This is a genomic window from Leptospira chreensis, from assembly GCF_016919165.1.
Classification (GTDB): domain Bacteria; phylum Spirochaetota; class Leptospiria; order Leptospirales; family Leptospiraceae; genus Leptospira_A; species Leptospira_A chreensis.
On the sequence record NZ_JAFFPS010000026.1, the window covers coordinates 20,722 to 33,286 of the forward strand.

Below are 12,565 nucleotides of genomic sequence, written 5' to 3' on the forward strand. Positions count from 1 at the left end.
ACTTCGCTGACACATTCTAAAAAGCAAAAAGATAGACTTGCAGTGGGAATCCGCGAGCCTTGATAGTATTGTATGCGATTTACGAAAGAGTATGATCTGTCCTCCCTAATGATTTCTATCTCCGGTGTTCGGGGTAAAATTGGACAAGGGTTTGGTTTAGAAGAAGCTTTGGCATTTTCAAAATCATTTGCTTTTATGATGAATGGGGGAACGGCCGTAATTGGTCGAGACTCAAGACCAAGTGGCCCGTATTTAGAATCACTTCTCACCTCTGCATTGTTAGCTTCCGGAAATTCTGTTTTAACATTAGGTCTTGTTCCTACACCGACCACTAAAGCGGTTGTGAATCTTTCCAAAGCCAATGGCGGAATTATGATCTCCGCTTCTCACAATCCTATGGATTGGAATGCATTTAAATTCATTTCGAAAAAAGGGTTTTTCTTTTCGGCAGAGGAAAACAGTAAACTTCTTTCTATCATTCAAAACGGCTCTTATCCCAAAGAACAAATTTCACCAAAAGGATATATTGATTCTGGTGAAGATTATATTGATCTCCATTTATCTTCTGTTTTGAAGCGAGTGAATGTCGCCAAAATCAAAAAGAAAAAATTCACCGTCTTTGTCGATGCCGTTGGCGGTGCTGGTTCTTATGTGGTTCCTAAGTTTTTACAGATGTTAGGTTGTAAAGTCGTTGCTCATAACTGCAATCCAGATGGAACTTTTCCAAGGCCTCCAGAACCTACGGCCGCTGCTTTGAAATCAGTAGAACCTTATTTTAAAAAATCCAAAGCTGAGATTGGTTTTGCTTTGGATCCCGATGCGGACAGACTCGTTTTATTTTCTCCGAAACGGGGTGCTGTTTCAGAAGAATACACTTTGCCATTGGCACTTACCAATGTTTTGTCTTCAGCAAAGAAAAAGTCCAAGGTTGTTGTGAATCTTTCTACATCTTTTTTAAATGAAGAGGTTGGATCTCGGTTTGGTGCAGAAGTCATTCGCAGCAAAGTGGGTGAGGCCAATGTCGTCGAAGAAATGATTAAAACCAAGGCAGTGTTTGGTGGGGAAGGAAACGGTGGTGTGATTGATCCCACCATTCCTTCTTTTGGTCGGGACACTTTGTCCGGTATCGCTCATATCCTAAACCTTATGGCAGAAACTGGTAAATCCATCGATACCCTTTTGGATGAATTGCCATCCCTTTATATGGACAAAAAGTCCTTTCCTTTGGCGAAGGGAATGTCTTTAGAAAGTCTTTATGAAAAATTTAAGTCAGAGTTTTCTCCGAAAGTGATTTCAGAGAAAGACGGACTATGGATGTATGTTTCGGATTCTTGGATCCATATACGTCCTTCCAATACAGAGCCAATCTTTCGTGTCATTACTGAAACTAAATCCAAATCTGATTTGGAAACTACCTTAAAGAGGGTACAACAATGTGTGGAATCGTAGGTTATTTAGGAAAAAGAGAGGCACTCCCTCTCATCATCAAAGGTCTCAAACGACTGGAATATCGTGGATATGACAGTGCCGGTGTAGCTTTGTTAAACGGTGGATTGGATATTGTTAAAAAGAAGGGAAAGGTCGCTGATTTAGAAAATGAAATCGGTGATCGTAAATTAGTGGCGACACTTGGGATTGGACACACTCGTTGGGCCACTCACGGGGAACCCAATGACCGCAATGCCCACCCACATACAAGTTCTGATGGAAAACTCGCAATCATCCATAATGGGATCATTGAAAACTATGGTTCTATTAAAAAAGAACTAGAGGCGAATGGTCATACATTCAAATCAGATACTGATTCAGAAGTTCTTATCCATTTAATCGAAGAAATCAAAAAACAAAATAATTGTTCTATTGAAGAAGCAGTTCGTCTCGCTTTGAATGAAGTGGTGGGTGCTTATGCCATCGTGATTCTTTCTAAAGAAAATGAAAGGATGATGATTGCAGCAAGAAAGGGTTCTCCTCTTGTGATTGGGATTGGTGAAGATGAATACTTTGTTGCTTCTGACGCAACACCTATCATTGAGTATACGAACAATGTAACTTACCTGAATGACCAAGAAATGGCCATCATCAAAGACGGAAGTCTTGTAGTCAAAAACTTGGAAAATGTAACTAAAACTCCTTTCATTCAAAAATTGGAATTGGATTTGGAAGACATCGAAAAGGGTGGTTACCCACACTTTATGTTAAAAGAAATCTTTGAACAACCAAAGTCCATTCGTGATTCTATGCGTGGTCGTTTGGTTTCCAGAGAACACCATCTATTCCTTAGTGGAATTGACCAATACCTCAATCGTTTTTTGAATGCGGATCGTTTGATCCTTGTGGGTTGCGGAACGTCTTGGCACGCAGGCCTTATTGGTGAATATCTATTTGAAGATCTCGCTCGAATTCCTACCGAAGTGGAATATGCATCCGAGTTTCGTTATCGCAATCCGATCGTCACAGAAAGAGATGTCATCATTGCTGTGTCTCAATCGGGAGAAACCGCGGACACTCTTGCTGCCATAGAACTCGCAAAGTCCAAAGGTGCTTTGATTTTTGGTGTTTGTAATGTTGTGGGTTCTTCGATTGCTCGTGCTTCTCATGCAGGAGCTTATCTCCATGCAGGTCCTGAGATTGGTGTGGCATCTACCAAAGCTTTCACATCACAAGTGAGTATCCTTACGATGATGGCTTTGTATTTAGGTCTTAAAAAAGGATCCATCTCTTTGTCGGACTACCAAACACTTCTTCTCGAATTGGATTCCATTCCCGATAAAGTGGCAAAAATTCTAACCAAAGATGATGCCATCTTAAAAATAGCAGAAAACTTCTATCGAGCATCTAACTTCCTTTATTTGGGTCGTGGGTTTAACTTCCCTGTTGCCTTGGAAGGGGCTTTGAAGTTAAAAGAAATTTCATACATCCATGCGGAAGGATATCCAGCGGCAGAAATGAAACATGGGCCAATTGCTCTGATTGATGAAGATATGCCTGTTGTGTTTATTGCCACAAAAGATGGATCTTATGAAAAAGTCATTTCTAACATCCAAGAAGTAAAAGCAAGGAAAGGAAAAGTGATCGCCATCGTCACAGAAGGGGATACAGATATAAAAGCTATGGCTGATTTTACATTTGAAATTCCAAAAACGGCAGATGCACTGGTTCCACTACTTGCCGTGATTCCTTTACAACTTTTATCCTACCATATAGCAATCCTTAGGGGATGTAATGTGGACCAACCGAGAAACTTAGCGAAATCTGTAACTGTGGAGTAAACAGTGAACCTTTTACTTGACGATTCGAATAGAAATCCGTCTCTCACGACCCTATCTAGGTTTCATTCTTTTTTTGAATGGAATCTAGGTGGGATCACATTACTCGAAAAACTAGAACGTAAATACCCAGGGGCTAAGATATTTTACAAAGGCCCGGATTCAACATTTGAAAAACTGATCTTTCATAGATACCCACATGTTTTACCGGCGACCTTGGAATCTTATGATTCTATTTTTAGTTCCGATTCGTACTTACCTTGGGAACTACTGGGAACTGTGACTTCTATCATTGAAGACACGCTCACTTTAGAAAAAGATTGGAAACGGTTTCGCCAAAAGTACAAAGCAAAACAATCGGGATTTCATATCATAGGAAAGGAAAAACACCTTTATATCCATCCACAAGCGACTGTGTATCCAGGTGTTGTTTTTGATACTACGGATGGTCCCATTCTCATTGAAGATGGTGCCAAAATTTCTTCCTTTAGTTTTTTAGAAGGCCCTCTCTTTGTCGGAAAAAATACCCAAATCGACAATGCTCGAATCACGGGAGGATGTCTCATTGGAAACCAGTGCCGGATTGGTGGGGAAGTTGAGAACTCCATCATTTTGGATTATACCAACAAACACCATGAAGGTTTCCTCGGGCATAGTTTTGTATCCACTTGGGTGAACTTAGGTGCTCTGTCGACAACCAGCGATTTAAAAAACAATTACGGAATCGTGAAACTAAAGATAGGTGATGCGACCGTGAATACAGGAACCATTAAGTTTGGATCCCTCATTGGTCCTTTTACAAAACTTGCCATTGGTGTGATGTCGAATACAGGAACCGTATTTGATATTGCCAGTAATATCGTTGAATCCAGAATCCAAGGCTATGTGCCTGCCTTCACTTGGATCAAACCAGGTGGTCGCTACCGCTTAGAAGAGTTTCTCTTTGATACAAAAAAAATCATGGCCCGTCGTGGAATGAACCTTTTTGATTTTGAAGATGAGTATTTAAGAAAATTATACGGAAGTCTTACGGAGTAAACATGACACCCAGTTTGTTAGAACATATCAACTCTGGTAAAACAGTAGAAATTGACGACTTACGTTTTTTCTATCTAGATGAAGGAAAAGGGGAAGAGATCATCCTTCTCCTTCCTGGTTTTTTAACGACATCGTATAACTATCGTAAATTGGTAAATTTACTATCCACACATTACAGAGTGATTGCCCTTGATTTTTTGGGGACTGGGTTTAGCACAAGACCCGATGGTCCCCTGTCTCACAGGCTCCAGGCCCATTACCTAGCTCCCTTTTTAGAGAAGGTAGTGGGAGATAAAAAAGTTCATGTGGTGGCATTTGATTATGCCCTTCCTATCCTTTGTTTTACTTTTAAAGAACATGCCACACAATATAAATCCTTATCCATTTTGGGTGGATTTATGAAGTTACCAAAATTTCGATTTTATTTCCCCTTACATTTCCTACGTTTGCCGCTGATTGGAGAAGTGTTTTCCTTTTTGTTTCGTCCACCACTCCTTCGTTTGTTTTTTAAATTGTTTTTAGTCAAAAAAACACACCACCTAACTTATGAATGGGAAAAGACCATGTATCATTTGTTATTTGAAGGTAAGGCTCGTAAAAACACTTTGGAGTTTGTTCGTAACGTGGATCGTTCCACTCACGCCCTTCGTGAAATCGAAGAAGGTGCCAAAAACTTTGTAGGCCTTCGTCAAATTTATTTAGGTGATGAAGACTTTCGTATTTCTCCAAACCAAACAGAATACATGAAGGAAACTCTTCGTACAAGTAGCCTTGTGATCCTTCCCTCCAAACACCTTCCTATGGAAGAATGCCCAGAAGTTGTTTATGAAAAACTCCACTACTTTGTAGATTCCTTCTCACATAAAAAAACAAAAACCTTTCATTTTAATAAACAGAACAAGGATTGATATGGAAAGAATCATCTCCAAGGCGAACCCGAATACATCCGAATTTGTTGCCAATCGTACGGCGTATTTAGAAACCATAGTCCCCATTCGTAAAACCATCGAACAAATGAAGTTAGGTGGTGGAAAGAAAGCCCTCGAAAAACATAAATCGCGAGGGAAACTTACGGCAAGGGAACGGATTGCTGAACTCATCGATGCGGGAACTGAATTTATGGAGATTTGTGGTCTGGCAGGAGAAGGTGTTTATCCTGATCCGGTTCCTTCTGCTGGAATCATCACAGGTATTGGAAAGGTGGAAGGTGTGGACTGTATGATTGTTGCCAATGATGCCACAGTCAAAGGCGGAACCTACTATCCACTCACTGTAAAAAAACATGTTCGTGCGCAAGAAGTTGCAGAAAACAATTCCCTTCCTTGTGTTTATTTAGTAGATTCCGGTGGCGCCTTTTTACCCATGCAGGACGAAGTGTTTCCTGATAAAGATCACTTCGGACGTATTTTTTTCAACCAAGCACGAATGAGTGCCAAAGGAATTTCCCAGATAGCGGTCGTTATGGGATCATGTACGGCCGGTGGTGCTTATATTCCTGCGATGTCTGATGAATCCGTCATAGTCAAAGGAAATGGAACCATCTTTCTGGGTGGGCCACCACTGGTAAAAGCAGCGACGGGTGAGATAGTCACCGGTGAAGAATTAGGTGGGGCTGATGTCCATTGCCGTGTTTCTGGAGTGACTGACCATTATGCAGAAGATGATTTTCATGCCCTTTCGATCACTCGTTCGATTGTGAAAAACCTAAATTCAAAAAAAGAAACCCTTCCCAAAGAAACAGAAGAACCCTTGTATCCTGTGGAAGAAATTTACGGAATCATTGAACGTGATTCCCGTAAATCTTATGATCCGAGAGAAATCATCGCAAGGATTGTAGATGGTTCTAGGTTTCATGAATTCAAAAGATTATATGCCACAACCATTGTGACTGGATTTGCGGAAGTGTATGGATATCCCGTGGGAATCATTGCAAACCACGGAGTTTTGTTTTCCGAGTCCGCACTGAAAGCTTCTCATTTTATCGAACTTTGTGACCAAAGAAGAATTCCACTTTTGTTCCTGCAAAACATAACAGGGTTTATGGTGGGAAAAAAATACGAAAACAATGGGATTGCTCGTGACGGAGCCAAGATGGTAAATGCGGTTTCAACAACCTCTGTTCCTAAGCTAACTATTGTTACTGGTGGTTCTTATGGTGCGGGAAATTATGGAATGTGTGGTCGTGCCTTTGCTCCAGAATTTTTATGGATGTGGCCCAATGCTCGGATCTCCGTTATGGGGGGAGAACAAGCGGCCAATGTTCTTTGGACTGTGAAAAAAGACCAAAAGGAAGCGGCGGGAGAGAAGGTCTCTGCAGACGAAGAAGCCGTTTTTAAAAAACCAATATTAGATGATTATGAAAAGAAGTCATCGGCAGTATATAGTTCGGCTCGGCTTTGGGATGATGGGATCATTGACCCTGCCGATACAAGGAAAGTTTTAGGAAGGGCCTTGTCGATTCTCAGTCAAAGGAAAGAAGAAAGAAAGCCATTCGGTGTCTTTCGAATGTAATTTTTGTCTTTTCATTTCCTTTTGGGATGCAAACTAACTACAAATGGTAATCCTCGAGAAGTCATCGAATCAAGTTGCAATCATATCCATTGAAGGCGAGGTTGATTTGTACAATGCAAAAGAATTGAAAGACATTCTGGATGACAAAATGCGCAAACACATCTATGAGATTGTTGTGAATCTAGAAAAAGTTCCTTTTATGGACAGTTCTGGGATTGGAACTTTGGTGACTGCCATGTACAAACTAAAAAAATACCATGGAAACCTAAAGGTCTGTAGTGTTCACGGATCTGTGGCAAAGGTATTCAAACTCACGGGAATGGAAAGCCACTTAGAAGTATTTGATACCGAAGAAAACGCTGTCCTCTCCCTAGTAAAAGAAAGAGAATCCGCCGAATAACTAAAGTTTTGTGTGGTATTGCCGCAGAGAATTCTTATGCCGAATTGGTCGGCCACCACCGTAAACAAATTACCGAACTTAAGTCAGTTGTAACCCAGCCTTCACCGTTTCCATCACTTCTTTTCCTTCCAATATCTCCAAAATATACAAAGCAAACTCAAAAGCAGATCCAGGACCCACACTCGTATGGACATGGTTATGCGCTACTATCCTTTGGGTTAAATACTTTCCCCCTTTTTCTTTGGCTAAATCTAAGGAAGTAGGAAATGCGGTAAAAGGATCTTCTCCTGTAATGATGTCTAAGTTTCGTAATACATTTGGGGCAGCACAGATGGCACCAATGAGTTTTTTCTCTGATTGAAAGGAGTTTAGAATTTTACTAATCTCTGGATCATTCATGAGTTGTTTACTCCCTTCGAGGCCTCCAGGAAGTAGGATGGCATCAAACTCAGTTGGTTTGATTTCAGAAAAAACTTTGTCGGCCAAGTGGAGGGTTTTTCTTGCAGCAAGGATGGGATCTTTGGTTTTTCCACCGGAGATCACTTCGACATTTCCTCTTCTCAAAACATCGATGAGGATGATGGCTTCCATTTCTTCGAAACCGGTGCAGAGTGGAATAAAAACTCGTTTTGCCATACTAAGACTAGTTTGGTTTGGAACAAAATGTTCAAGTTTTTTTGTAAAAAAACGATCTCAAGAAATGAGAACTTTCCCGGAACTTTTGGGGTCTTATACTGTAGGAGAGATGGTTAATTGTCTATGATTGATAAAAAAACGAATCCTTTACGTTACCTTGCGATTGCTTTTAGTTTTTTACTTTTGGGAACTTTTTTGTCTCCCATTCTAACTTGTGGAAATTCATCCGAAAATCCTCTGCAACTCAAAGCAGATGGTGGTGATAAATTATCCCCGGCCCAAACCCAAGCTGTGGCTTTGGAAGATGCCTTCCAAGAAGTGTTTGATAAAGTGTCTCCCAGTGTGGTTTCCATTGCCACGGAAGGGACAGTAAATGTGCCACTCCATCCATTTGAATATTTTTTTGGAAGACAAGACCCAAGAAAAAGTACACGCCAACAAAAACTTTCCGGATTAGGTTCTGGAATTTTGTTAAACGACGAAGGTTACATTATGACGAACCACCATGTGATTCAAAACATGGACAAGTTTACAGTTAAGTTGAAAGACAAAAAAGAATTCGAAGCCAAACTCATTGGTTCTGATTCCACTGCTGACATCGCCTTATTAAAAATCAGTGCACCCAAAGGAATTCTCATTCCGAGTTTGATTGGAGATTCGAGTAAGGTTCGAGTGGGAAACTGGGCCATTGCCATTGGAGCTCCTCTTGGATTAGAACAATCGTTTACTGTGGGTGTGGTTTCTGCCATCCAACGTGGTGGGCTTGATACTTCTGGTTTATCATACATTCAAACAGATGCGGCCATCAATCAAGGAAACAGTGGGGGACCTCTCCTTAACATTCGTGGAGAAGTGATTGGCATTAACCGTATGATTGTCAGTCAATCCGGAGGTTCCGAAGGAATTGGGTTTGCGATTCCTATCAATGAAGCAAGACGTGTTGCGGAAGAGATCAAAACTCACGGTAAAGTCTCAAGAGCATGGATTGGAGCTGGTGTGGATAACATCGTAGAAGAAGATATCAGACAATTCCAATTAAAAGACAATAAAGGTGCCATCGTTCGTCAAATTGTAAAAGGGTCTCCGGCCGATAAGGCAAGTTTGAAACTCAATGATATCATCATCGAAATTGATGGAAAACCGGTGCGCACTCCAGAGGAACTAGTTGGCAATGTGCTTAGTTCTCAAATTGGCAAACGGATTGAGTTAAAAATCATTCGAAATAAAAATGAAATCTTGACTTCCATCACTCCAGAGAAGAAACCCAATTGAGGTGAGTTTAAGAGAAGATTGGATCCAACCGGGCGAAGATGAACCTAGCCTTCGCCCCACAAAATTATCCGAATTCATCGGACAAAAAGAGGTTTTGGCCAATCTCTCGGTTTACGTGGAGGCGGCTCGCAAACGGAAAAGCCCCCTCGACCATGTTTTAATTTCAGGCCCTCCCGGCCTTGGCAAAACCACACTGGCCAATATCATCGCCAATGAATTGGCAGTGGCCTTCACCCCCACTTCCGCCCCGGCCATCTCTAAGGGCGCGGACTTGGTACGTTTTCTCACCCTTCTTAAAACTAACGAAGTCCTATTCATCGACGAGATCCACGGCTTTATCAAAAAACAAGAAGAGCTTTTGTATCCGGCAATGGAGAACTTCTTTGTGGACCTTGTGGTCGGCGAAGGAGTCACCGCCAATGCCCTCCAGATCCAACTTCAGCCCTTTACTCTTGTCGGTGCCACCACTCGGTCGGGGCTTGTCAGCGAACCCTTAAAGTCACGGTTTGGAATCCATCTGAAACTTGATTTTTATACAGATGGGGAAATGCAAATCATTGTGGATCGTTCAGCAAAACTTCTCGGAGTCAATCTTGGGGAAGGGGTTGCTTTTGAGATTGGAAAACGAAGCCGCAAAACTCCAAGGATTGCCAACCATCTTTTAAAACGAGTTCGTGATTTTGCTGAAGTTCGAAATGAAACATCTGTTAGTTTAGATACTTGTCGTTTTGCTTTTGACCGGATGGGTGTGGACCATTTGGGCCTCGATGTTGTGGACCGCCAAATTTTGGACATCCTCATCAATCGTTATGGTGGTGGGCCTGTCGGAATCAAACCCATTGCTGTGGTCCTCGGAGAAGAGGAACGCACCATTGAAGACACTTATGAACCTTTTTTGGTGCGAGTGGGGCTTGTGGACCGCACACCACAAGGTCGGGTGGCTACGAAAAAGGCTTACGAACATTTGGGAATTGTGTATACTGGAAATATCGGGGAAAATCGCGAAAATGGCCCAACTCTCTTTTGATTTCCGATTGCCTGAAAAGGAAGAAGGGGAACGCAGATTTTTCTTTGCCTTCACCTTCGTCATCCTCATATCCTCATTAGTTCTCGCTCATCTCATCACTCGCAATATGCTCTGGAAGATGTTGGCAGAAGAACAAGCTGCCGAGATGATGGGGCCCAAAGAACAAGAAAAAATTTACGAAGTCCTCGTCGAACAACAGTTCATCAATCCAGACAAAAAAGATGAATACAAAGCCCTCTCTAACAAAGATTCATCGGGTGGCGGTGGTCTTACAGAAAAACAAGGATTTCATACCCTCACACAGTTTCGTGAATTCATCATGGGAAGTTCTGCATCCACTCCCAGTAAAGCCCAACCTAAATCGGAACAATCCAAAGAAGAAGAAATCTTTGAAGTAGGAATTTTTAAAGCAGATCCCAAAAGTAATTCGAATTCAGAAGAAAGCTCAAACCAATCCGCAAGTGCGGGGCAGATGACAAAAATTCCTTTTAACTATAGATTCCAACAGGATTTTTTGTTTCGATGGGACGGGGCCAAGGCTTTGACAATTCCCACCAAACAACTCGCAGGTTATTATTATTTTAAGAATATGTTGAAACGAATTGAAGAATCTTTTGCTCCCCCTGGTGGTGGAAACTACGCTTATCGTGATATGGCAGGTGTTGTGGCAAGAGAAGGAATCAAAGAAGGGGAAACCAAGGTTCTGTTTATGTTAAGCGAACAAGGTCAAGTTTTGGATGTTCGTTTGGTCTCTTCCCAAGGACAAGTGGTGGTAGACCAAGCTTGTATGGATTCCATTCGAGGCCAAAACTTTGGTCCGGTTCCAGAAGAAGTGAAATCCAAAGGATTAATCTTTGGAATCAACTTCATCTTTCCCGGAATCCGTTATTATCGTTAGTTGTTAATCGGTCACTAAAGTACAACCATACTCTTTTGAGAGATATTTTGCCGTATTGGACTTCCCAAGTCCTTTCACGGTGACCGACTTGTTTTCCTTATCGAGTTTGAATTCACTGATCGGAACCCATTGGCGAGCAAAGTTATGGCATTGTTCTTCCGAAAGTTCCATCACAAAGTAACAACTACAATATTCTTTCGAATAAAAACTAGAGATAATGGATGGAAAACTAGATAGATGTTTCCAGTTCCATTGTGCCCAAAACAAAATAAATAAAAACAATAAAGAAAGGAGAACAGAGATTTTTCTTTTCATAAGGTTACCGAATTACCGACTCTTTCACTAATTTTAAAAAATCATTTTTGATGAATGCCTTTTCGCGATCATCTCCAAACCGAACAATGATGAGGTCTAGGCTTGGAATCACATACAACATTTGTCCCCAGTGTCCAAGGCCAGCAAAGGTATCTTTGGGTGCATCGGGCCAGGGTTCGTGGATTCCTCTTTCGGGAACTCCTGTATTGGCATACCAGTGGGCCGTATAATTGTCTTCCGCTAAATCTTCTGAGTAAGGAGTGGATTTGTACCCAGGAGCAGGTGTTCTTGTAAATTGCACCCAACCTTCAGGTAACAGACGTTCGCCGTTCCAAACTCCATCGTTTAAATACAAATATCCGATTTTTGCTAAGTCTTGGGCTGTCATATACAAATACGAAGATCCAATATAAGTGCCAGAACCATCTCTTTCAAAGGTTACATTGGTGATTCCCAGTGGTTTAAAAATCTTCTCGAAAGGAAGTTTGTCGTATTCTTCGGCTCCATATACTTTTTTCAAAATGGCAGAAAGAATATTGGTATCACAACTAGAATAATAGACTTGGGTTCCAGGTTCCGAACGGATAGGAAGGCCTGCACAAAAGTTTCCCATATCTTTACGACCTCTTGTGTACAACATAGCAATCACGGAAGATTTGAGTGGTCCACTTTCATATCCTTCTTCTGCCGCAAGACCTGAAGACATATTGAGAAGGTGCCTGATGGTAATTTTTTTATGGGCTTCGTCGCGACTCAGTGGTTCATAATGATAATAACCAGGATCATCTAATTTAACAAGCCCCCCTTTGACAGCGATTCCATACATGGTTTGCAAAATGCTTTTGGACACTGACCAGGTTAAATGGACTTTGTCTTCTGCGAAGTTTCTTGCATACTTTTCATAAATGAGTTTTCCATTTCTCAAGATGACGAGGGCATCGGTTCGTCTTCCTTTTCTATCTGTTTCATCACCTGTTCGGGTAAAAGCATACTCTTCTACTAACTTAAGTTTTGCGGAAGAGACACCCACTGATTCAGGAGATACAACTTTCCAGTCCGGACTAGGCCATTCCGGTTTCAACCGAGGCTTTAGTGTATCGACTTCTGGTTCTCCACCAAAGGGAGAGAGGTCTTTGCCACATTGGATACAAAAGAGTAAAAGGATGAAGATAAGGCTTTGTTTCATAGAATTCCTGATTCAG

At 41.5% G+C, this 12,565-nt stretch carries 12 protein-coding genes; 9 read left to right on the forward strand and 3 right to left on the reverse strand.

Features of this window, described 5'->3' with window-relative positions; translation table 11 throughout:
• Window positions 1-72 precede the first annotated feature (72 nt).
• The 6 genes from glmM to JWG41_RS07560 are packed head-to-tail and all read left to right on the forward strand — an operon-like array spanning window position 73 to window position 7,215.
• Window positions 73-1,449: a phosphoglucosamine mutase gene (gene glmM, locus JWG41_RS07535; RefSeq protein ID WP_408611746.1), complete on the forward strand. Its 1,377-nt coding sequence runs from the start codon at window positions 73-75 to the stop codon at window positions 1,447-1,449.
• A complete protein-coding gene (glmS, locus tag JWG41_RS07540) occupies window positions 1,434-3,269 on the forward strand; it encodes a glutamine--fructose-6-phosphate transaminase (isomerizing) (protein WP_205269318.1) in 1,836 nt (611 codons plus the stop codon). Before glmM ends, glmS begins: the two co-directional genes overlap by 16 nt.
• Window positions 3,270-3,272: 3 nt before the next feature.
• Window positions 3,273-4,304, forward strand: a complete 1,032-nt coding sequence (locus tag JWG41_RS07545; protein ID WP_205269319.1) for a GlmU family protein — start codon at window positions 3,273-3,275, stop codon at window positions 4,302-4,304.
• A 2-nt stretch (window positions 4,305-4,306) separates the two neighbouring features.
• On the forward strand, window positions 4,307-5,212 hold the full coding sequence (locus tag JWG41_RS07550; RefSeq protein WP_205269320.1) for an alpha/beta fold hydrolase: 906 nt from the start codon (window positions 4,307-4,309) through the stop codon (window positions 5,210-5,212).
• Window position 5,213: 1 nt separating this feature from the next.
• Entirely contained in the window at window positions 5,214-6,815 is a 1,602-nt protein-coding gene (locus JWG41_RS07555) for a carboxyl transferase domain-containing protein (protein WP_205269321.1), read from the forward strand.
• A gap of 43 nt (window positions 6,816-6,858) precedes the next feature.
• Window positions 6,859-7,215, forward strand: a complete 357-nt coding sequence (locus JWG41_RS07560) for an STAS domain-containing protein (RefSeq protein WP_205269322.1) — start codon at window positions 6,859-6,861, stop codon at window positions 7,213-7,215.
• Between the two features lie 78 nt (window positions 7,216-7,293).
• On the opposite strand, the gene JWG41_RS07565 is transcribed toward JWG41_RS07560, so the two are convergent.
• Window positions 7,294-7,851: a DJ-1 family glyoxalase III gene (locus tag JWG41_RS07565; protein WP_205269323.1), complete on the reverse strand. Its 558-nt coding sequence runs from the start codon at window positions 7,849-7,851 to the stop codon at window positions 7,294-7,296.
• 123 nt (window positions 7,852-7,974) lie between these two features.
• On the opposite strand from JWG41_RS07565, the gene JWG41_RS07570 reads away from it, so the two are divergent.
• Genes JWG41_RS07570 through JWG41_RS07580 form a run of 3 tightly spaced genes read left to right on the forward strand, consistent with a single transcriptional unit; the run spans window position 7,975 to window position 11,048 of the window.
• Window positions 7,975-9,123, forward strand: a complete 1,149-nt coding sequence (locus JWG41_RS07570; protein WP_205269324.1) for a trypsin-like peptidase domain-containing protein — start codon at window positions 7,975-7,977, stop codon at window positions 9,121-9,123.
• A gap of 1 nt (window position 9,124) precedes the next feature.
• On the forward strand, window positions 9,125-10,150 hold the full coding sequence (gene ruvB, locus JWG41_RS07575; protein WP_205269325.1) for a Holliday junction branch migration DNA helicase RuvB: 1,026 nt from the start codon (window positions 9,125-9,127) through the stop codon (window positions 10,148-10,150).
• Window positions 10,131-11,048: an energy transducer TonB gene (locus JWG41_RS07580; RefSeq protein WP_205269326.1), complete on the forward strand. Its 918-nt coding sequence runs from the start codon at window positions 10,131-10,133 to the stop codon at window positions 11,046-11,048. Before ruvB ends, JWG41_RS07580 begins: the two co-directional genes overlap by 20 nt.
• Before the next feature lie 3 nt (window positions 11,049-11,051).
• On the opposite strand, the gene JWG41_RS07585 is transcribed toward JWG41_RS07580, so the two are convergent.
• Together JWG41_RS07585 and JWG41_RS07590 are read right to left on the reverse strand one after the other, a co-directional pair.
• Window positions 11,052-11,363 carry a hypothetical protein gene (locus tag JWG41_RS07585; RefSeq protein WP_205269327.1) on the reverse strand — a complete coding sequence of 104 codons (312 nt, stop codon included), beginning with the start codon at window positions 11,361-11,363 and terminating at the stop codon, window positions 11,052-11,054.
• 4 nt (window positions 11,364-11,367) lie between these two features.
• Window positions 11,368-12,549, reverse strand: a complete 1,182-nt coding sequence (locus JWG41_RS07590) for a serine hydrolase domain-containing protein (protein WP_205269328.1) — start codon at window positions 12,547-12,549, stop codon at window positions 11,368-11,370.
• Between the last annotated feature and the right edge of the window lie 16 nt (window positions 12,550-12,565).

Excerpts from the sequence above, each read along its gene's own strand:
- JWG41_RS07580 (WP_205269326.1), top strand. The coding sequence starts at position 10,131 with ATGGCCCAACTCTCTTTTGATTTCCGATTGCCTGAAAAGGAAGAAGGG.
- JWG41_RS07560 (WP_205269322.1), top strand. The coding sequence starts at position 6,859 with ATGGTAATCCTCGAGAAGTCATCGAATCAAGTTGCAATCATATCCATT.
- JWG41_RS07585 (WP_205269327.1), bottom strand. The coding sequence starts at position 11,363 with ATGAAAAGAAAAATCTCTGTTCTCCTTTCTTTATTGTTTTTATTTATT.
- JWG41_RS07590 (WP_205269328.1), bottom strand. The coding sequence starts at position 12,549 with ATGAAACAAAGCCTTATCTTCATCCTTTTACTCTTTTGTATCCAATGT.
- JWG41_RS07570 (WP_205269324.1), top strand. The coding sequence starts at position 7,975 with ATGATTGATAAAAAAACGAATCCTTTACGTTACCTTGCGATTGCTTTT.
- glmM (WP_408611746.1), top strand. The coding sequence starts at position 73 with ATGCGATTTACGAAAGAGTATGATCTGTCCTCCCTAATGATTTCTATC.
- JWG41_RS07565 (WP_205269323.1), bottom strand. The coding sequence starts at position 7,851 with ATGGCAAAACGAGTTTTTATTCCACTCTGCACCGGTTTCGAAGAAATG.
- JWG41_RS07550 (WP_205269320.1), top strand. The coding sequence starts at position 4,307 with ATGACACCCAGTTTGTTAGAACATATCAACTCTGGTAAAACAGTAGAA.
- JWG41_RS07555 (WP_205269321.1), top strand. The coding sequence starts at position 5,214 with ATGGAAAGAATCATCTCCAAGGCGAACCCGAATACATCCGAATTTGTT.
- glmS (WP_205269318.1), top strand. The coding sequence starts at position 1,434 with ATGTGTGGAATCGTAGGTTATTTAGGAAAAAGAGAGGCACTCCCTCTC.